The 19,221-nt window shown below is 62.4% G+C and carries 17 protein-coding genes; 5 read left to right on the top strand and 12 right to left on the bottom strand.

Features of this window, described 5'->3' with window-relative positions:
* Positions 1-46 precede the first annotated feature (46 nt).
* The 4 genes from ACIPHN_RS10710 to gabT form a co-directional block, all read right to left on the bottom strand.
* Positions 47-1,330: an ABC transporter permease gene (locus ACIPHN_RS10710; protein WP_400435948.1), complete on the bottom strand. Its 1,284-nt coding sequence runs from the start codon at positions 1,328-1,330 to the stop codon at positions 47-49.
* A 223-nt stretch (positions 1,331-1,553) separates the two neighbouring features.
* Positions 1,554-2,597: an ABC transporter substrate-binding protein gene (locus ACIPHN_RS10705; protein WP_400435946.1), complete on the bottom strand. Its 1,044-nt coding sequence runs from the start codon at positions 2,595-2,597 to the stop codon at positions 1,554-1,556.
* 163 nt (positions 2,598-2,760) lie between these two features.
* Positions 2,761-3,903 (bottom strand): ABC transporter ATP-binding protein, encoded by a 1,143-nt coding sequence (locus ACIPHN_RS10700; protein WP_400435945.1) that lies wholly within the window; start codon positions 3,901-3,903, stop codon positions 2,761-2,763.
* 86 nt (positions 3,904-3,989) lie between these two features.
* Complete coding sequence (gene gabT / locus ACIPHN_RS10695; protein WP_400435943.1) at positions 3,990-5,270, bottom strand: 4-aminobutyrate--2-oxoglutarate transaminase; 1,281 nt, start codon at positions 5,268-5,270, stop codon at positions 3,990-3,992.
* A gap of 126 nt (positions 5,271-5,396) precedes the next feature.
* Between gabT and ACIPHN_RS10690 the strand changes: the two genes are divergently transcribed.
* Positions 5,397-6,950, top strand: a complete 1,554-nt coding sequence (locus ACIPHN_RS10690) for a PLP-dependent aminotransferase family protein (protein ID WP_400435942.1) — start codon at positions 5,397-5,399, stop codon at positions 6,948-6,950.
* A 145-nt stretch (positions 6,951-7,095) separates the two neighbouring features.
* Positions 7,096-8,103: a zinc-binding alcohol dehydrogenase family protein gene (locus tag ACIPHN_RS10685; protein WP_400435940.1), complete on the top strand. Its 1,008-nt coding sequence runs from the start codon at positions 7,096-7,098 to the stop codon at positions 8,101-8,103.
* Between the two features lie 59 nt (positions 8,104-8,162).
* Here the strand turns inward: ACIPHN_RS10685 and ACIPHN_RS10680 are convergent, their stop codons facing one another.
* The 6 genes from ACIPHN_RS10680 to ACIPHN_RS10655 form a co-directional block, all read right to left on the bottom strand.
* Positions 8,163-9,713, bottom strand: a complete 1,551-nt coding sequence (locus ACIPHN_RS10680; RefSeq protein ID WP_400435938.1) for a sensor domain-containing diguanylate cyclase — start codon at positions 9,711-9,713, stop codon at positions 8,163-8,165.
* Positions 9,714-9,844: 131 nt separating this feature from the next.
* Positions 9,845-10,519, bottom strand: coding sequence for an RloB family protein (locus tag ACIPHN_RS10675; protein ID WP_400435936.1), 675 nt, complete (start codon positions 10,517-10,519; stop codon positions 9,845-9,847).
* Positions 10,519-11,790: an ATP/GTP-binding protein gene (locus ACIPHN_RS10670; RefSeq protein ID WP_400435934.1), complete on the bottom strand. Its 1,272-nt coding sequence runs from the start codon at positions 11,788-11,790 to the stop codon at positions 10,519-10,521. Before ACIPHN_RS10670 ends, ACIPHN_RS10675 begins: the two co-directional genes overlap by 1 nt.
* A gap of 136 nt (positions 11,791-11,926) precedes the next feature.
* On the bottom strand, positions 11,927-12,343 hold the full coding sequence (locus tag ACIPHN_RS10665; protein WP_400435933.1) for a cupin domain-containing protein: 417 nt from the start codon (positions 12,341-12,343) through the stop codon (positions 11,927-11,929).
* Between the two features lie 62 nt (positions 12,344-12,405).
* The gene (locus tag ACIPHN_RS10660) at positions 12,406-13,182 is read right to left on the bottom strand and encodes a 3-hydroxybutyrate dehydrogenase (protein WP_400435932.1); all 777 of its coding nucleotides are present in this window, start codon (positions 13,180-13,182) and stop codon (positions 12,406-12,408) included.
* A 17-nt stretch (positions 13,183-13,199) separates the two neighbouring features.
* Positions 13,200-14,591: a GntP family permease gene (locus ACIPHN_RS10655; protein WP_400435930.1), complete on the bottom strand. Its 1,392-nt coding sequence runs from the start codon at positions 14,589-14,591 to the stop codon at positions 13,200-13,202.
* Between the two features lie 210 nt (positions 14,592-14,801).
* Here ACIPHN_RS10655 and ACIPHN_RS10650 point away from each other — a divergent pair, with 210 nt between their 5' ends.
* Both ACIPHN_RS10650 and ACIPHN_RS10645 read left to right on the top strand, forming a co-directional pair.
* On the top strand, positions 14,802-16,307 hold the full coding sequence (locus tag ACIPHN_RS10650) for a sigma-54 interaction domain-containing protein (protein ID WP_400435929.1): 1,506 nt from the start codon (positions 14,802-14,804) through the stop codon (positions 16,305-16,307).
* 97 nt (positions 16,308-16,404) lie between these two features.
* Positions 16,405-16,617: a hypothetical protein gene (locus ACIPHN_RS10645; RefSeq protein WP_400435927.1), complete on the top strand. Its 213-nt coding sequence runs from the start codon at positions 16,405-16,407 to the stop codon at positions 16,615-16,617.
* 15 nt (positions 16,618-16,632) lie between these two features.
* On the opposite strand, the gene ACIPHN_RS10640 is transcribed toward ACIPHN_RS10645, so the two are convergent.
* A complete protein-coding gene (locus ACIPHN_RS10640) occupies positions 16,633-16,962 on the bottom strand; it encodes a c-type cytochrome (RefSeq protein ID WP_400436090.1) in 330 nt (109 codons plus the stop codon).
* Between the two features lie 449 nt (positions 16,963-17,411).
* Here ACIPHN_RS10640 and ACIPHN_RS10635 point away from each other — a divergent pair, with 449 nt between their 5' ends.
* A complete protein-coding gene (locus tag ACIPHN_RS10635) occupies positions 17,412-18,734 on the top strand; it encodes a hemolysin family protein (RefSeq protein ID WP_400435926.1) in 1,323 nt (440 codons plus the stop codon).
* 65 nt (positions 18,735-18,799) lie between these two features.
* Here ACIPHN_RS10635 and ACIPHN_RS10630 read toward each other — a convergent pair whose 3' ends face one another.
* The gene (locus ACIPHN_RS10630) at positions 18,800-19,168 is read right to left on the bottom strand and encodes a helix-turn-helix domain-containing protein (protein ID WP_400435925.1); all 369 of its coding nucleotides are present in this window, start codon (positions 19,166-19,168) and stop codon (positions 18,800-18,802) included.
* Positions 19,169-19,221 lie beyond the last annotated feature (53 nt).

Below are 19,221 nucleotides of genomic sequence, written 5' to 3'. Positions count from 1 at the left end.
GTTCTCCGGGATTCTTGTCGTGGACGGGTTGATCGGATTGATCGGATCAGCCGATGCCCACGTCGACCTTGGCAAAGCGGCGATAGACGCCATACAGCACCAGCGTGGCGCTCAACAGCAGCGCACCCAGCGCGCAGGCCATGCCCCAGTTGATGGTGGTGTTGATGAAGTAGGCGATGAAGTAGCTCACCATCTGTTCGTTCGGTCCGCCCAGCAATGCCGGCGTGATGTAGTAGCCACCGGCCATGATGAAGACCAGCAGCACGCCCGCACCCACACCCGGATAGGTCTGCGGCACGTACACGCGCCAGAACGCGGCGAAGGGATGGCTGCCCAGCGAGACGGCGGCCTTCAGGTAGGTCGGCGGCACCGACTTCATGACGCTGTAGAGCGGCAGGATCATGAAGGGCAGCAGGATGTGGGTCATCGAGATGTACACGCCGACCCGGTTGAACACCAGTTCCAGCGGCGACTGCGTCAGGCCCGCCAGCATCAGGGCCTTGTTGACCAGGCCTTCGGACTGCAGCAACACGATCCAGGCGGCGACGCGGACCAGGATGGAGGTCCAGAAGGGGATCAGCACCAGGATCATCAAGAGGTTGGCGCGGCGCTCCGGCATGGTGGAGAGCCAGTAGGCCAGCGGATAGGCCAGCAGCAGGGTGATGAAGGTCACCACCGCGCTCATCCACAGCGTGCGGCCGAAGATGGTGCGATAGATGGCGGTGTCGGGGCTGGCAGCCTCGATGTCACCGAACACGTTCTGGCGCAGGTCCAGCGAGGCCAGCAGGTAATAGGGGGAATAGACCGAGCCGTTCTGGGCGATCACGCGCCAGACATCGGGTTGGCCCCATTGCTCGTTGAGGGCAATGATGGCCTCGCGCGCGGCGGCTGGCGCCAGTGGCTTGCCCTCGGCATCGCGCAGCGGCATGGCGCGCGTGGTGCCCATGATGAGCGAGCGCGAGCCCGGCATCTCGATGTTGATGCGGCGTGCCAGGTTGCCGGCGGTGGTGTCTTCCTTGGCGCGGGCCAGGTCGTCGGCCAGCGCGGCGTAGGCCTGGTCGGGCAGGGCGGCCTTTCGGTCCCACTTGGCCAGTACGGCAACCGTGTGCGGCAGGGTGGCGGCGACTTCCGGGTTTTCCACCGCGCGTTGCAACAGCGCCACGATGGGCGCGACGAAGGTCAGCAGCAGGAAGATGGCCAGCGGCGCAATGAGCGCCAGCGCACCCAGTCTCTTGCGGGTCTGGGCGGCGCGCAGGTCGCGCTTGAGTTGCTGCGGGTCGGGTTCGGCCAGGGGCATGGCGGCAGTGGAGCGGGTGGCGATGGTGGTCATGTCTCGGTAATCCGGTAGCAGCAGTGTTCAACGCAACGGTTCCTGAAAAATCTGGTGCGCCGTTACGGGGCCAATGCAACTGCTGTTTGTATACCCACTACCGTTCGGACTGAGTAGGCCCAGAGGGCCGTATCGAAGGCGAAAAGACGGCGCGCCTTCGATACGCGGCTGCGCCGCTACTCAGGACGAACGGTAGTGGGGGACAGCGGTTGCATCGGACCTGTTACTTCGCGACCCAGGCGGCGAAGCGTTGTTCCAGTTCCTCGCCGTGGTCGGTCCAGAACTGCAGGCTCAGCTGCACCGAATCCTTGGCATTGGTGGGCGAGGTCGGCAGGTTGGCCAGGGTCTTGGCGTCCAGCAGCTTCAGGGCGCCCTTGTTGACGGGACCGTAGGCGATGTTGTTGGCGTAGGTCTTCTGGGTTTCCGGCTGGCTGGCGTAGGCAATGAACTTCTCGCCCAGGGCCTTGTTCGGCGAACCCTTCGGGATCACCCAGTAATCCAGCGTGTAGACGCTGCCGGCCCAGACCACCTTGAGGTTCTTGCCTTCGCGCTGGGCGGCATCGATACGGCCGTTGTAGGCGTTGGCCATGACCACATCACCCGAGGCCAGGAACTGGGCCGGTAGCGCGCCGGCATCCCACCACTGGATGTTGGGTTTCAGCTGGTCCAGCTTCTTGAAGGCGCGTTCCACGCCTTCCTTGGTGGCCAGCACCTTGTAGACGTCCTTGGTCGGCACGCCATCAGCCATGAGCGCGAACTCCAGGTTGAACTGGGCGCTCTTCTTCATGCCGCGCTTGCCGGGGTATTTCTTGGTATCCCAGAAATCGGCCCAGCCGGTCGGCGCATTCTTGAGCTTGTCGGCGTTGTAGGCCAGCACGGTGGACCAGACGAAGGCGCCCACGCCGCATTCGCTCACGGTGGCTTCGGGGATGAAGTCGTCCTTCTTGATGGTCTTGGCCAGGTCGAGCTTTTCGATCAGGCCATCGTCACAGGCGCGATTGAGGTCGCCGCCGTCGATTTCCACCACGTCCCAGCTGACCTTCTTGGCTTCGACCATGGCCTTGACCTTGGCCAGTTCACCGTTGAATTCGGAGGTCACGATCTTGGTGCCGGTGCTCTTCTGGAAGGGCTCGATATAGGCGGCCTTCTGGGCGTTGGCATTGGCGCCGCCAAAGTTGACCACGGTCAGTTCGGCGGCAGCGGCCGCGCCGGAAAACAGCAGGCCCAGGGCGAGCGGGGACAGCAGGGCAGGGGTCAGGCGTTTCATCGTTGTTCCTCGTTGGTTATCGTACTTGTTGGCTGTGTTGAACTAGGACTAGAACTGGCACTGCAAAAAGCTAATGTGGATGGCAATCTTGCGTTGCCTCGACAATCGGACTGCAAACTCAAAACTGAAAAATCGCCGGAGAAGGACCGACGGAAGTGCCGCCTCAGAGGAAGCAGCGCAGGTAATCCTGCCCGATGTGCAGTACCACCGCACTGCCCTCGGTCAAACCGGAGAGGGCCGGATCGGACAGCGACAGCTTCACGAAGCAGTCGTCCTGGCCGCTGACGCTGCAGCACACCCGCACGTGGTCGCCGAAGTAGATCAGGCCGGCGATGGTGGCGCGTACGGCATTGGGTTCGGCGCTGCCGCCGGCGGCCAGGCGGATGCGTTCGGGACGCACACAGGCCGTGACGACCTGGCCGGCGTGCGCACGGTGCACGTTCAGGCCGCTCAGCTGGGTACCATCGGCCAGGCGCACGCTGCAGTGCTCGCCCTGTACCGATTCGACACTGCCCTTGAAGCGGTTGTTGTCGCCGATGAAGTTGGCGACGAACTGGTTCTCGGGGAATTCGTAGAGCTCGGTCACCGGCGCCAGTTGCTGGATCACGCCCTGGTCGAACACGGCCACGCGGTCCGACATGGTGAGCGCTTCGCTCTGGTCGTGGGTGACGTAGACAAAGGTCACGCCCAGGCGCTTGTGCAGCGCCTTCAGTTCGAGCTGCATGTGCTCGCGCAACTGCTTGTCCAGCGCGCCCAGCGGCTCGTCCATGAGCACCAGCTGGGGATCGAACACCAGCGTGCGCGCCAGCGCCACGCGCTGCTGCTGGCCGCCCGAGAGCTGGGTCGGATAGCGCTCGCCGAACTTGCCCATCTGCACCATGTCGAGCGCCTGCTTGACCTTGGCCTCGCGGGTGGCGCGATCCATCTTGCGCACCGACAGCGGATAGGCCACGTTCTGGGCGATGGTCATGTGCGGGAACAGTGCGTAATTCTGGAACACCATGCCGATGTTGCGCTTGTGCGGTGGCACACGATTGAGCAACTGGCCGTCCAGGCGGATCTCGCCGCCGGTGGGGAATTCGAAACCGGCCAACATCATCAGGCAAGTGGTCTTGCCCGAGCCCGAGGGCCCTAGCAGGGTCAGGAACTCGCCGCGACGGATGTCGAGGTCGAGGTTCTTGACGATCAGGTTCTCGCCGTCATAGGTCTTCTTCACGCCGCAGAACTGCACCAGCGTATCGCTGTTCTCGCCACGTGCGCTCGCTGCCTCCTGCACCGCTTGCTTCATCGCATAAGCTGCCATCATTCATCCTCTTTTTTACGCGGGGCCGGATTCATCGTCCGGCCCGTCTACCCAATGTGCTTCTCTAACAGCTTGGTGCAATGCAAGACTCAGGCCAGCTTCATGGCCGCCGTCAGGATGCCCAGTGCCTCATCCATGACGGTATCGGGAATCGTCAGCGGGAACAAGAAGCGGATGACGTTGCCGTAGCTGCCGCAGGTCAGCAGCAGCAGGCCATGTTGCAGTGCGTGTTGCTGGACCTTCTTGGCGTACTCCGCATCCGGCTTGCCGCTGGCCGGGTCGAGGAACTCGACGGCCACCATGGCGCCCACGCCGCGCACCTCGCCGATCTGCGGCACGGCCGAGCGCAGTTCATTGAGATGTGCCTTGAGCTTGTCGCCCAGGCGTGCGCCGCGCGCCACCAGGTTTTCTTCGGCCATCACGTCCAGCACGGCCAGGGCCGAGGCCACGGCCAGCGGGTTGCCGGCATAGGTGCCACCCAGGCCGCCGGGGGCGGGGGCATCCATGACCTCGGCGCGACCGTTGACGGCCGACAGCGGCATGCCGCCCGCCAGGCTCTTGGCCATGGTGATCAGGTCGGGCAGGACGTCGTAGTGTTCCATCGCAAAGAGCTTGCCGGTGCGGCCGTAACCGGTCTGCACTTCGTCGGCGATCAAGAGGATGCCGTGCTCGTCGCACAGCGCGCGCAGGCCGCGCATGAACTCGGCCGGCGCGGCATAGAAGCCGCCTTCGCCCTGCACCGGTTCCAGGATGATGGCCGCCACGCGCTTGGGATCGACGTCGCTCTTGAAGAGACCCTTGACGGCCTCCAGCGCATCGTCGCTGCTGATGTCGTGCAGCGCATTGGGGTAGGGCGCGTGGAACACTTCGCCGGGGAAGGGACCGAAGCCCAGCTTGTAGGGGGCCACCTTGCCGGTCAGCGCCATGCCCATCATGGTACGGCCGTGGAAGCCGCCTGCGAAGGCGATGATGGCCGGACGGCCGGTGTGGGCGCGGGCGATCTTGATGGCGTTTTCCACGGCTTCGGCGCCGGTGGAGAAGAAGGCGGTCTTCTTGGGATAGTCGCCCGGGGTCACCGCGTTGATGCGCTCGGCCAGTTCCACGTAGCTGGCGTAGGGCACGATCTGGTAGGCGGTGTGGGTGAATTTTTCCATCTGCGCGCGCATGGCGTCGAGCAGCTTGGGGTGGCGGTGGCCGGTGTTCAACACGGCGATGCCGGCGGCGAAATCGATGAAGCGGCGGCCCTCGACATCCCACAACTCGGCATTGGTGGCACGTTCGGCGTAGAAGTCGCACATCACGCCCACGCCGCGCGGGGTGGCGGCATTCTTACGTTCTTGCAGCGCTTGGTTGCTGGCCTTGCTGGTCATTGTTTGCTCCGTTCTTGCTTCGTTGAGTGGCGCCATCGCGGCGCGAAAATTCCTGGATCGGGAAACAATATAAAACCCAAGTGGCACTGTAATATAGAGCCAATTTCAAATATTTGATGGTGCCACTTGAAACTCGCTTCCTTGTCCGACTATCTGCTGCTGCGCATCAATCGCCCCTCGTCCAAGGCGGCTGTATCCAAGGGCCGCGCGGCCGGCAGCCGCGAAAGCAATGCAGCGAAACCGGCTGCCGCGGCCCCCGTGAATCGGCAGATCTACCAGTTGATCCGCGAGGCGATCCTGGCGCAGACGCTGCCGGCAGGCATGCAATTGCCCTCCTCGCGCGACCTGGCCGTGGAACTGGGGACCTCGCGCAACACGGTCACTTATGCCTACGAGCAATTGCTGGCCGAGGGTTACCTGGAGAGCCGCACCGGCGCCGGCACCTTCGTGGCCGATACCGAACCCGACCAGATCCCCGATGCGGTCGAGCGCAACGCGGCGCTGACCGACCCGTCCGGCAAGTCCGAACTCTCGGCGCGCGGCGCCATGCTCACGCGCCAGGCGGGGGTGGGCGAACGGCAATGGGGCGCCTTCATGCCCGGCGTGCCGGACGTCACCTGCGTCCCGCACAAGATCTGGGGACGCTTGCAGAACAAGCACTGGCGCCGTTCCAATTCGGACCTGCTGACCTATGGACCCGGTGCCGGCTACGCGGGCCTGCGCGAGCAGGTGGCCGAATACCTGCGGGTGGCGCGCTCGGTCAACTGCACGGCCTCGCAGGTGCTCATCACCACCGGGATCCACCAGTCCATCGACATCGTGGTCAAGCTGCTGGGTGAGCATGGCGACAGCGCCTGGGTGGAAGACCCCTGCTACTGGGGTACGCGCAGCGTGCTCAATTCGCTGGGCATCCACTCGGTGCCGATCGCGGTGGACCAGGAGGGCATGCGCATGCGCCTGGCCAACTTGCGCCGGCCACCGCGCTTCATCTGCACCACGCCCTCGCACCAGTATCCGCTGGGTATGGTGATGAGCCTGTCGCGGCGGCGCATGCTGCTGGAGTACGCCGCCACCCACAAGGTGTGGATCATCGAGGATGACTACGACAGCGAGTTCCGCTACGGCGGCCGCCCCCTGGCCTCGCTGCAGGGCATGGATACCCAGGACCGGGTGCTCTACATGGGCACCTTCAGCAAGATCATGTTCCCGGGCTTGCGCATCGGTTTCCTGGTGGTGCCGGAGTCGCTGGCGCGCGCCTTCTCCACCGGCATTGCCGAGCTCTATCGCAATGGCCAGGTGTTCCTGCAGGCGACCCTGGCTGACTTCATGGCCGAGGGGCATTTCGCCTCGCACATCCGCAAGATGCGCGTGCTCTACGCGGAACGCCTGCAACTGCTGCAAGCCTCGATCAACCGGCACTTCGGCGAGAAGATGACCATCACCGGCGGCGAGGCCGGCCTGCACCTGGTGCTGGGCCTGCCACCGGAATGCGACGACGTGCTCATCTGCGAACAGGCGCTGCAGGCGGGCATCATCGTGCGCCCGCTGTCGCGCTACTACATGCATGCACGCGGTGCGCGGCGCGGCCTCTTGCTGGGCTATGCCAGCGTGCCCAATGAGGAGATCGCCCGCGCCTTCGACAAGCTGGCCGCGGTCATCAAGCGCAACCTGCCGGGCTGAGCATTTTCGTCTTCAGGAGGAAAGTCTTTCTGGGCGGGGCGGCTGTATCGGCATGGCGGTGCAGCCTAAGATGCGGGTCATGGGCCTGTCTTGCCCGATGTTTCTCCACTCGTTTCCCCATTCAGCTTTGTCACAAGGACCTTCCATGAAAGCCATCGCCTACACCCAGCACGGCCTGCCCATCCAGCATCCCGACGCCCTGGTCGAGATCGACCTGCCCACTCCCACGCCCGGCCCGCGTGACCTGCTGGTGGAGGTGCGGGCGATTTCAGTCAATCCGGTCGACACCAAGATCCGCGCCGGCGTGGCCGTCAAGGAGCCGCGCGTGCTGGGTTGGGATGCCGCCGGGGTGGTGCGTGCGGTGGGGGCGGAGGTGACGCTGTTCAAGGCTGGCGACGAGGTCTTCTACGCTGGCGCGATCACGCGGCCTGGCTCCAACAGCGAGTTGCAACTGGTCGATGAGCGCATCGTCGGACACAAGCCAGCCAGCCTGGGATATGCCGATGCCGCCGCCATCCCGCTCACGGCCATCACCGCCTGGGAGTTGCTGTTCGACCGCGTGGGTGTGCCGGAGCAGGGCGGGCAGGGTCGCAGCCTGCTCATCATCGGCGCGGCCGGTGGTGTGGGTTCCATGCTGACACAACTGGCGCGCCGGTTGACGCAACTGACCGTGATCGGCACGGCCTCGCGCCCCGAGACCGCGCAGTGGGTCACTGAACTGGGTGCACACCATGTGATCGACCACAGCCAGCCGCTCAAGCCGCAGCTGGAGCAACTCGGCCTGGGCGCGGTCGATATCGTCATCAGCCTGACCCATACCGAGCAGCACTATGCGCAGATCGTCGAGGTACTGGCGCCGCAGGGGCAACTGGCGCTGATCGATGATCCGGCCACGCTGGATGCGGTGCCGCTCAAGCGCAAGAGCATTTCGCTGCATTGGGAGTTGATGTTTACGCGCTCGCTCTTCGAGACGGCCGACATGATTGCCCAGCATGCCCTGCTGGAGCGGGTTGCGGCGCTGATCGACGAGGGTGTGCTGCGCACCACCACCGGCGAGCATCTCGGCACGATCAACGTGGAGAACCTGCGCCGCGCCCATGCCCTGCTGGAGTCCAACCGGGCGCGCGGCAAGGTGGTGCTGGAAGGGTTCTGAGCGGCCAATGCTCAGTGTTCAGTGTTCAGTGTTTAGTGTTTAGTGTTCAGTGTTCAGTGTTACAGGGCCAGGTCTTGCGTGGTGAGGTCGGGAGCGAACCAGATCGCGCGATCACGGCCGCTCGACTTGGCCGTATAGAGCGCGGCATCGGCGGCACTGAGCAGTTGCGCAGAGCAATTCTCCGCCGGCGGATGGTCCGCCGTGGCCACGCCCACGCTGACCGTGGCAATACCCGAAGCATTGCCCTCGTGCGGCAGATGCAGTGACCGCACGGTTTCGCAGATCAGGGTCGCAATCTGCTGCGCGCCCTCGCGTGTGCATCCTGGCAGGATCACCGCGAACTCTTCTCCGCCATAGCGCGCGGCCAGGTCACCAGGACGGCGCACGCAGGTTTCGATCGCGTCGGCGATTTTCTTCAGGCAGTCATCCCCTTGCTGGTGGCCATAGCGGTCATTGTAGAGTTTGAAGAAATCGACATCGATCATCAGCAGCGACAGGTTGCCGGCGGTGCGGTAGGCACGGCTCATTTCGGCTTCCAGCGTCTGGTCGAAGTAGCGGCGATTGGCCAGCGAGGTGAGGCCGTCGTGCAGGGCCATCTGGGCCAGCGAACGATTGAGCGAGGCCAGCTTGCGCTTGGCCTGGCGCAGGCGCGTCTCGGCCAGTTCGCGGGATTTGGCGCTGATATGGAGCCGGTGTCCGAAGAAGGACACCAGGATCAGCCCGGTCAGCACGAAGATCGAGCGCACCAGGGTATTGCCGGCCCAGGCGGCCAGGGCCTCGTCCTTGGACAAGGCGGCGGCAACGAAGAGGGGATAGTCTTCCACGCGCTTGAAGCTGATGTAGCGGGTCACGCCATCGATAGGCGAGGTGATGAGCGCCACGCCATCCTTGGCCTGCAGCACCAAGTCCCGGTAGATCGGCTGGTTGCTCAGGTCCAGTCCGATCGAGTCCTCGCGCAAGGGGCGGCGATAGAGGGTGATGCCATTCATCAGGCTCATCGACAGGGCGCCTTCGCTACCGATCTCGAAGCGTTGATAGAACTCCTGGAAGTAATCCGAGTTGATGGTAGCCAGGGCGACACCGCCAAAGCTGCCGTCGGGCTTGCTGATACGGCGGCTGATGGTGAAGATCCATTTCCCGGTGGAGCGGCTGATGACGGGCGGCCCGATGTGGGGCATCAGGTCGGGGTGGTCACGGTGATACTGGAAATATTCGCGGTCGGCGTTGTTGTATTGCGTCAGCAGGGTCTCTTGCGAGGTGACCAGCCACTTGCCGTTTTCGTCGTAGATGAACAGGCCATTGAGGGAGCGCAGCTCGCGCACATGGTCGACCAGCAGGTTGTGGATGCGGGCAAGCGATGCCGGGCCCGTGCCATCATGGGAGATGCGCTCGGTCATGCCGGCCAGGACGATGTCGGCTTCCTTGAAGGTCTCGTTGGCATGCTGCGCCAGCGCGAAGGACACGTTGCTGACCGCCGCATGGGTCTCCTGCAGCTGGATCTCGCGCGCCTTCCAGGCATTCCAGATTTCGATGCCCAGCAAGGCAGCGCAGATCGCGCCGACAAAGTAGGCAATGAAACTTGATGTGTGGAAATTTCCTGATTTCGCCACCGCTGTTCTCCCGTCACCGCAGACCGTTTTATTGTCTTGACTATCGGCATCATGCACGCGGGCAGGAGGAAATGTAATCAGGCAAAGCCTGATACGTTGTCAGACTTCTTGCGGGGCGGGATGAAAGGGCTTCAGGTACGTAGTGCGCACAACAGCGCTACCAGATCGTGGAGTGCTGTATAGGGGGCAGGGTCGGTATAGGCGTTCGATTGTCTGGCCAGGCTTGCTGCACGCTCAGTGGCGTCAGGCAGCCGATTGCGCGTCATGGAGAATACACCGACTTTGCCCTTTTCATAGTCGGGCACATGGATTTGCAATCGATCCATTACCTCGTTGCGATGGATAGGTGCTCGGATCTCTTCAAAATGCAGTAATAGCCATAATTCAAAGCAGGGAATGCTGGCGATGGCTTTAAAGCTGACCTGTTGCCTTTCGTCATTGTGCAGCTTGCCATCCAGTGAGTCTGCCAGGTTCAATGCATCGAAGTAGCTTTTGTGATCGTCACGGTCAAACACCACATAAACCTGATCGAAGCTCCTGGGACGAATCCCCCTGCGCAGATCGCCATCTTCAAATAGCTGTTGAGCATAGCGGACTACCTGGATAGGCGCGGTCCCCAAGCGCCCGGGTTGGACTTCGACGTTGGCGGAATGCAGTTGGTAGGTGCTTCGGATCTCTTCCAGATACAGCGGCTCGGTCTTGCTCCCCTCCGTGACGATCAGAATGCGGGCGTAGCTGGCCCGGCGCGCTTGCTTGAGTGATCTGCGCCGCAACTGCCGGTCCCTGGCCTGATTGTCTCTTCCCATCAGTGCTTCAGCGCCACGTCTAGATTGCGCAGGAATGGCAACGCGCCGTAGCGTCCTTGCAGATATCCTCGCTCCAATGCTTCGTTCTTGCGTGGACTGAAGTCGAGCATCGGGTACAGCGAGGAGCTTTGATCAGGGCGCTTTTCAACAAACCATATTTGATCACGCCGGAACAGGCCATAGGCGTCCAGCAACGAAGTATCGTGCGTGCTGAACAGGACCTGCGCCCCGCCATTGTTGACGTCAGGCCGGTGGAACAGACGTATGAGCGTCTGTATGAGCAGCGGGTGCAGGCTGGTGTCCAGTTCATCGATCACCAGGGTCATGCCCTTGGCAATGACCTCCAGAATCGGTCCGGCCAGGAAGAGCAGGTTGCGGGTGCCGCTGGACTCGTCCGCCAAGTCAAAGACCGCGTTGCCGTGTTCGGTCACGTGGTGGAACTTCACTTCGTCCACCGCTTGTTCATTGGCAGTTTCCTCCCGCTTTCCGGTGGCAAGGTCATAGCTGATGGTGTGAACCATAGCCTGTCGCGCAGCGACTTCGATGTCGTCAATACTGATGTCCGCCGCGCGCATGAACTCGCAGATAGCCTTGCGTTGGACCTCCTGCTTGAGCATCTGGATCGAAAACTGGGGGGACAGTGGCGTGAGCTCATTGAAGATCAGCAATGAGGTCGCGAACCAGTCAAATAAGGGGCGTAAAGCATCGCTATTGAGTTGAACCGCCATGGACAGGAACAAGGCGTTGGGGCGGGTCGCCCCCTCCCAGAGATTCTTTGCACCCTTCAGGCCGGCACCGAATTCATACACGTCCTTGTCGCTGTCGGCGTCAACATGTCTGGCAAACCAGCGCTGCGGCTTGTGTGTCTTGTAGACCAGCAGTTGCTCGCTGACGATACGTTGCGAGGTCATCGAGAAACCATACTGGTAACGTACACCGTCAAGGATGATGGTGACCTCGAACTCGGTTGGCAAATCGGCCGATGAGGTATCCAGCTTGAAAGGCTGGAGTCGGTCAAAGCCCCTGCCTGGCGGCAAGCCGGCAGATTCCATTACCACGCCGCGCATATATTGCAAGGCTTTGATCAGGTTGGATTTGCCGCTGGCGTTGGCGCCATAGACTACGGCGCTCTTGAGCAAGTGCGGCGCAGCCTTCAGGTCGGTTGCGAAGGCATGGGTGTCCAGCAGGGTCTTGTCGGTGGACGCGACCATGCTGAACACCTGCTCGTCGCGCAGGCTTCGGAAATTCTTGATGCGAAACTCGACCAGCATTGAATTAGCTCTATTTTTGTAAAATAAAGCCAATATTTGAATTAAATCTTCAAATTGTCAATTTATTCTTTGTTCTTGTGGCGTTTTGCATAACTGCTCATCGTCACACAACATACTCGTGAACGGGGCTGCTGCCTTACCACTTGCCCGGCGCCGGCACCGCACAAGGCCCTTCGACGCCGACGCTGGTGAAGTCGGCCGGGCCGACCACTTCCAGGTATTCCATGTCGGGCGAGTAGTCGAAGAGGAAGTGGCGGATGCCCGGGCGCTGGTGCACGCAGTCGCCGGCTTCGACCAGGGTTTCCTGGTCTTCGTACATGAACTTCGCCCAGCCCTTGAGCATGTAGACGATGTGGAATTGCGCTTCGTGGATGTGCCAGCCGGTGCCTTCTTCAGGCGCATTGTTGGCGCGCACCAGATGGGCGATGACCTTGCCGCCGGTGGCCTTGGCGATGCCGAGGTCACGGTAGGTGAAGAAGTCGCGCAGGCCGCCGCCGACGAAGGAAGTGTCGCCGGGCTTGACGTGGGAGAAGGTGTTTTCCTGGGTTTGCATGGTGGAGTCTCGCAGTGGTTGAAGGCAGTGGGATGACGCAGGATCGATGTCGTGACGCTGGCTTACTGGGCGGTCCAGCCGCCATCGGCCACCCAGGTCGCGCCACGCACCTGAGCGGAGAACGGTGAGCACAGCATCAGGGCCAGGTTGCCCAGCTCGGCTGGGGTCACGAACTGGCCGGACGGCTGCTTCTCGCCCAGCAAGCGGGCCTGGGCCTGTTCGGGCGAGAGTTGCTGGGCCGCTGCCAGATCGTCGATCTGCTGTTGCACCAGCGGGGTCAGTACGAAGCCGGGGCAGATGGCGTTGCAGGTCACGCCGGTCCTGGCCGTTTCCAGCGCGGTGACCTTGGTCAGCCCGATCAGGCCATGCTTGGCCGCCACGTAGGCGGACTTGCCGGTGGAGCCCACCAGTCCATGCACCGAGGCGATGTTGATGATGCGTCCCCAGTTGCCCGCGCGCATGCCGGGCAGGGCCAGGCGGGTGGTGTGGAAACTGGCGCTGAGGTTGATGGCGATGATGTCATCCCATTGCTGCGGATCGAACGTTTCGATCGGTGCCACATGCTGGATGCCGGCATTGTTGACCAGGATATCCACGGTCGTGAAGCTATCCCTGGCGGCGCCAAACATCGCTTCGATCTCCTGCGGCTTGCGCATGTCGGCGGGGTGATGGATCACTTGCACACCGGCCGATTCAATGGTGTCGATGGCGGCACGGCTGTCGCCGAAGCCGTTGAGGACGATATTGGCACCCGCCTGTGCCAGCACCGTTGCGATACCCAGGCCGATGCCGCTGGTGGAGCCGGTGACCAGGGCGGTTTTTCCTTTGAGAGAGCTCATGTTGTTTCCCCGATGGATCAGACGAGACCGGTCATGTAGAAGACCGTGATGACGAAGAACACAGCCAGCGTCTTGATGACGGTGACGGCGAAGATGTCGCGATAGGATTCGCGATGGGTCAGGCCGGTCACGGCCAGCAGGGTGATGACGGCGCCGTTGTGCGGCAGGGTATCCATGCCGCCGCTGGCCATGGCGACCACGCGGTGCAGGACTTCCAGGGGGATGCCGGCCGCCTGGGCACCCTGGATGAAGTTCTCGCTCATGGCCGCCAGGGCGATGCTCATGCCACCCGAGGCCGAGCCGGTGATGCCGGCCAGCGAACTCACCGAGACCGCTGCATTGACCAGCGGATCGGGCACGCTCTTGAGCATGTGGCTCACCGCGAGGAAACCGGGAAGGGCTGCGATGACGCCACCAAAGCCATATTCGGAAGCGGTATTCATTGAGGCCAGCAGAGCGCCACCCACGGCCGTCTTGCTGCCTTCGGCAAAGCGCTCGCGCACGGTCTTGAAGGCGGTCACCACGACGAAGGCAATGCCCAGCAACAAGGCGCCTTCCACCGCCCAGATACCGACCATGGAAGCCGTCGGGATAGCCACGGGCTTGGCCAGTCCGGGCAGCGCGACTTCGGTTTGCGCGCCGTACCACTGCGGGATCATCCGGGTCAGCACGAAGTTGGCTACGCCCACCAGCACCAGCGGCGCAATCGCCAGCAGGGGATTGGGCAGGGAGGTGGTCTGTACCGGTTCCGGTTCGTTGGAGAGATTGCTGCCGTAGCCTTCGCCGCGCTTGAGAGCAGCGCGACGGCGCCATTCCAGATAGCTCATGCCGACGGCGATGATGAAGAGCGCGCCGATCACGCCCAGCACGGGCGCGGCCCATGAGGTGGTCTTGAAGAAGGTGGTGGGGATGATGTTCTGGATCTGCGGCGTACCCGGCAGCGAATCCATCGTGAACGAGAAGGCGCCCAGGGCGATGGCACCGGGCATGAGGCGCTTGGGGATATTGCTCTGACGGTAGAGCTCGGCAGCAAACGGGTAGACCGCAAAGACCACCACGAACAGCGACACGCCGCCATAGGTCAGCAGGGCGCAGACCGCCACGATCACGGCGTTGGCGCGGGAGCTCCCGATATAGCGGATGGCCGCGGCCACGATGGCGCGCGAATAGCCCGACAGTTCGATCACCTTGCCGAAGACCGCACCCAGCAGGAAGACCGGGAAGTAGAGCTTCAGGAAGCCGACCACCTTGTCCATGAAGATGCCGGCAAAGGCCGGCGCCACGGCAGACGGATCGGTGAGGAGGACCGCCCCCAGGGCCGCCAGCGGGGCGAACAGGATGACGCTGTAGCCACGATAGGCGGCGAGCATCAGGAAGGCGAGGGCGGCGATAACAATAATGAGTGACATTGCGTCTCCGGTAGTTTTTTTAAGATGCACGGGACGAGGAAAACCCGCCCGTACCCCGAACCAATGGCAACAACCATGCCATCGGAATTGCAGGCCTGATGCCGTGGAATCGGGCCAAATTCGCGGTGAAATTCTCTATATCGAGAATTATTTGAGGATATTTGTCTCCGATAGGAGATAATTCTCGAAAAAGAGAAAGGTGCTGCTGCTATGTTATCCACCGAAGAGGCCGGTGTACTGACCAACTACGACGTCGTGGCGCGGCGGGCGATGGAGTCCTTGTTTCGCACGCTGGAGAATTTCAGTGAAGGCACCATCGTGGTCGACGCCCAGGCGCGGGTGGTCTGGATCAACAAGCGCTACGCCACGCGCTTCGGCTTTGAAGATCCGCAGAAAGCCATCGGACTGGATTGCGAGAAGGTCGTTCCCAATAGCCTGTTGCGGGAGGTGGTGGAGACGGGCAAGCCCATCCTGCTGGACCTGATGGAGACACGGCAGGACCCGATGATCGTGATCCGGCTGCCGATCCGGGACGATGCGGGCAACTGCGTCGGTGCGGTGGGTTTTGCCCTCTTTGATGAGCTCAAGACGCTCACTCCCCTGTTTGCCCACTACGACCGCATCCGCGAAGAGCTGGCCAGCGCGCACCGCAGCCTGGAGCAGACGCGCCGCGCCAAGTACACCTTCGCCAGCTTCATCGGCAATTGCGCCGCCACCCTGGAAGTCAAGCGCCTGGCACGCCTGGCAGCCCAGTCCGACGCCGCCACCCTGCTGCTGGGCGAGACCGGCACCGGCAAGGAGTTGCTGGCGCACGCCATCCACGCCGCCTCCTCCCGCGCCACGCGGCCGCTGGTCAGCGTCAATGTCGCGGCCATTCCCGACACCCTGCTGGAGGTGGAGTTCTTTGGCGCCGCACCCGGCGCCTACACCGGTGCCGAGCGCAAGGGGCGCAAGGGCAAGTTCGAACTGGCCGACGGTGGCACCCTGTTCCTCGATGAGATCGGCGACATGCCCCTGATCCTGCAGAGCAAGCTGCTGCGGGCCATCCAGGAACAGGAGATCGAGCCCATCGGTTCCAACCGCCTCATCCCGGTGGACGTGCGCATCATCGCCGCCACCTCGGCCGACCTGCCGGCGCTGGTCGAGGCGGGGAAGTTCCGCGCCGACCTGTACTACCGGCTCAATGTGCTGCCCATCGCATTGCCACCACTCAGGGAGCGCCAGCTGGACCTGCTGCCGCTGGTCTATTCGCTGCTGGACGAGATCTGCTCGCGCATCGAGCGCCACGTTCCGGTGTTGACCCAGGCGGCCCTGCAACTGCTGGGGCAATATCACTGGCCTGGCAATGTGCGCCAGCTGCGCAATGTGCTTGAACGGATGGTGGTCACGCAGGAGGGCAGGGAGGTGGATGAGGACAGGATAGCCTTCCTGCTGGGCATCAGCCTGCCCTCTGCGCCAGTAGCAGTAGTGGAAGCAGCGGCAGTAGCGCCAGCGGCTGGCGAAGCAGCGACATCACCCGCCGCTGCGCTGGGCTATGCCGATGCCATGGCCAGGTTCGAAGCGCACTACCTGGTCACGGCGCTGGGCCAGCATGCCGGCAATGTGGCTACTGCTGCGGCCAGTGTCGGGCTGAGCCGCGCTGCCTTCTACAAGAAGCTGAGTGCGCACAAGAGTGCTGGACTCATCAATGACCGGAATCTGTTGGTGGGCGGGTGAGGTGGCGTAGGGCTGACGCTGGTGCATGTCGAACGAGACAATACCGCGCGTATCATCAGCTTCCGTGCTGCCAACGAAACTGAATCGGAGGGTAATTATGGCTGGCTCGAAACCACAGACAAGTCGTGAAAAGGCATTGCTTGCCATGAAAACCTTACCGCCTGATGGCTACTTTGAATGGGATGGCAAAGATGAAGATGATCACCCTCTCACCAAAGAAGAAATGCAGGAAGGCATCGGACAGGCGCGCAAAAAAAATGGGGCGGCCGGTGGGGAGCCGCAAGACTGCGACGACGATCCGCCTGGATGACGAGCTCCTGGCGGCCTATTTCGACCGGTTGATGACCGCCACCATGTAGTCGTTGAGATCGCGAAAATCCTTGACCGACCAGGCGTGCGGCGGCAGCTTGTAGCCGTTTTCCTTCAGGGTGCGGGGGATGAGGTCGCCGTTGGGCCGCAGGATGACGGACGACACGATCACGCCCGGATAATCCGCCAGGCGCCGCTTGAAGGCCGGCGTGGTCAGGTCCGGCGTGGGCGGGTTGCTCTTGCGCGCCAGCGGACCTGTTCCCTTGATATCGGCGCCGTGGCACATGGCGCAACGTCCCATGTAGAGCGTCTCGCCGTTGCCGGCATGCGCCGCCGATATCGGCATGATGACGGTAGCGGCCAGCAATAGTGGCAACATTGGCAATACCTGCTTGCCTTTACTCATTCCCTGATCTCCCATTGTCTTCGTTTGGTTTTATTGGCCGGATGCGTAGCGTGCACGGCTGGCCGGGCATTATCGCTCAAGCTGCGGACTGGTCAGTGTCATTTGGCAGGCTCGGGAGGGGCATCGAAATGTGGTGATGCCCTTATCGTTGGCGGACGGGAGTTTTGCCGCTGCAGCCTCTTAAAAGAACAATATTGTTCTTTTATTGGCGTCAGGATAAGGAAATTAAAGTAAGAGAGTAATATCGCTTTCTTGTTTGACCCTGCAAGCATCTCGGAAATTGTATTTGCGACAACGAATCAGCTTCTCCGCCCCATGCATGGTAAATTACGGAGTCCGGACCGGCTCATGGTGTCCGGGCCCCTCGACAACCCCCATAGGAACCCTAGTTGGAAAACATATTACTGATCGTCGCGGCCTTCTTCCTGGTTGCGTTGAACGGTTTTTTCGTTGCAGCAGAATTCAGTCTGGTCAAGTTGCGTCAAACACGCATCCGGGCCATCGCAAAAACCCAAGGTTTGCGCGGCCGTATCCTGGCCGTGGTCCACAACCAGCTGGACGCCTATCTCTCCGCCTGCCAATTGGGCATCACCCTGGCCTCGCTGGGCCTGGGCTGGATCGGCGAGCCCGCCTTCGCGCGTCTGCTTGAACCGCTGTTCGCGCTCCTGGGCGTGAGCAACCAGGAGCTGATCCACGGCATCTCCTTCGTCTTCGCCTTCCTGGTCATCTCCTTCCTGCACATCGTGGCCGGTGAGCTGGCGCCCAAGTCCATGGCCATTCGCAGCCCCGAAAAACTGGGCCTGTGGTGCGCCGTGCCGCTGTATGGCTTCTACTGGGGCATGTACCCGCTGATCTGGGTGCTCAATGCCAGTTCCAACTGGCTTTTGCGCGTGGCCGGCCTGGGCGCGGGGCATGGCCATGATGCCCACTACTCCTCCGAAGAGTTGAAGCTCATCCTGCGTGCCGGCAACAAGAGCGGCAAGAACGGCAAGTTCACCCGCGACGAATGGAATGTGCTGGCGCAAAGCCTGAACTTCGCCGAGATGGACGTGGCCGACATCATGCGCCCGGCCAGCGAGATCGTGGCCCTGGGCGATGACAAGAGCCTGCAGGAGAACCTGGACATCATCTATCGCAACCGCTTCTCGCGTTATCCCTACTTCGACGCCGAGCGCGAGCAGGTGCTGGGCCTGGTGCACCTGAAGGATGTATTCCTGGCGCAGCAGGACGGAAAGGCCATCGTCAACCTGAAGGACTACCTGCGTCCGGTGCAGTACATCTCGCCGGCGCTGCCCGCGCTGGACCTGCTGCGACGCTTTCGCACCGGCACGCCGCACTTCGCCATCATCGGCAAGAAGGGCCAGTCGCCGGACGGCTTCATCACCCTGGACAACCTGCTGAGCCTGCTGGTGGGCGAGATCCGCGACGAGTTCCGCCACAACACTGGCGAATGGACCCGCCAGGACGACGGCACCCTGCTGGGCAAGGGCAGCCTGCCCATCGTCACGCTGGAGAACATGCTGGGCATCGACATCGAGTACGACGACAGCATCGACTCCGTCGGCGGCCTGGTGATGGAAAAGCTCGGCGACCTGCCCAAGGAAGGCCAGAAGATCGAGTTCGCCGCCTTCGACGTGGTCATCAAGCGCATGTCGGGCCCGAAGATCGTGCTGGTGAAGGTGTATCCGAAGCTGGTGGAGGCGCGCGAGTAGTCATTCGCCACCTTGTACCTGGCAAGTGAAAAATGCCGTTTCAGCGTCTGCTGGACGGCATTTTTTTATGGGCGCGGATGCAATGCCGCCGATTGATCCGCGCCCCGCGCCATGAACCTGGCCGTGGCTTTCAGTATCTCCTTGCCGCGCGGATCGGCGCGGCGGTAGTGGGCGACCAGGGCATGCAGCTCCTGGGTCAGTACACTGGTGGCCGCGGCGTCTTGCACGCCGGTCAGCAGCCAGTTGATATTGATGCCGAACTCCACGCGCATGCCGCGCAGCAGCTTGCCACCCGGCACGCATCGACCACGTTCGATCTGGCAGATGTGGTTGGGCGCGGTCTCCAGTGCCAGGGCGAACTCCAGCTGAGTGACGCCCAGTTGCAGGCGGGCGCTGCGCAGGCGCTGGCCGATGGATTGTTTGTTAGCACGCATGCCTGTTTTCATACCTTGTACTGCTTGGACAGGGATCCCTCCCTGCGCCGCGT

This window comes from Herbaspirillum sp. NPDC087042 (genome assembly GCF_044745245.1).
Lineage (GTDB): Bacteria > Pseudomonadota > Gammaproteobacteria > Burkholderiales > Burkholderiaceae_D > Herbaspirillum.
The sequence above is the reverse complement of the archived record's forward strand: the minus strand, read 5'-3'. Positions and strand labels throughout refer to the sequence as shown.

Bases quoted from the DNA above. Each gene is read 5' to 3' on its own strand.
- ACIPHN_RS10710 (WP_400435948.1), bottom strand. From the start codon at position 1,330: ATGACCACCATCGCCACCCGCTCCACTGCCGCCATGCCCCTGGCCGAA.
- ACIPHN_RS10705 (WP_400435946.1), bottom strand. From the start codon at position 2,597: ATGAAACGCCTGACCCCTGCCCTGCTGTCCCCGCTCGCCCTGGGCCTG.
- ACIPHN_RS10700 (WP_400435945.1), bottom strand. From the start codon at position 3,903: ATGATGGCAGCTTATGCGATGAAGCAAGCGGTGCAGGAGGCAGCGAGC.
- gabT (WP_400435943.1), bottom strand. From the start codon at position 5,270: ATGACCAGCAAGGCCAGCAACCAAGCGCTGCAAGAACGTAAGAATGCC.
- ACIPHN_RS10685 (WP_400435940.1), top strand. From the start codon at position 7,096: ATGAAAGCCATCGCCTACACCCAGCACGGCCTGCCCATCCAGCATCCC.
- ACIPHN_RS10675 (WP_400435936.1), bottom strand. From the start codon at position 10,519: ATGGGAAGAGACAATCAGGCCAGGGACCGGCAGTTGCGGCGCAGATCA.
- ACIPHN_RS10670 (WP_400435934.1), bottom strand. From the start codon at position 11,790: ATGCTGGTCGAGTTTCGCATCAAGAATTTCCGAAGCCTGCGCGACGAG.
- ACIPHN_RS10665 (WP_400435933.1), bottom strand. From the start codon at position 12,343: ATGCAAACCCAGGAAAACACCTTCTCCCACGTCAAGCCCGGCGACACT.
- ACIPHN_RS10660 (WP_400435932.1), bottom strand. From the start codon at position 13,182: ATGAGCTCTCTCAAAGGAAAAACCGCCCTGGTCACCGGCTCCACCAGC.
- ACIPHN_RS10655 (WP_400435930.1), bottom strand. From the start codon at position 14,591: ATGTCACTCATTATTGTTATCGCCGCCCTCGCCTTCCTGATGCTCGCC.
- ACIPHN_RS10650 (WP_400435929.1), top strand. From the start codon at position 14,802: ATGTTATCCACCGAAGAGGCCGGTGTACTGACCAACTACGACGTCGTG.
- ACIPHN_RS10645 (WP_400435927.1), top strand. From the start codon at position 16,405: ATGGCTGGCTCGAAACCACAGACAAGTCGTGAAAAGGCATTGCTTGCC.
- ACIPHN_RS10640 (WP_400436090.1), bottom strand. From the start codon at position 16,962: ATGCCGATATCGGCGGCGCATGCCGGCAACGGCGAGACGCTCTACATG.
- ACIPHN_RS10630 (WP_400435925.1), bottom strand. From the start codon at position 19,168: ATGCGTGCTAACAAACAATCCATCGGCCAGCGCCTGCGCAGCGCCCGC.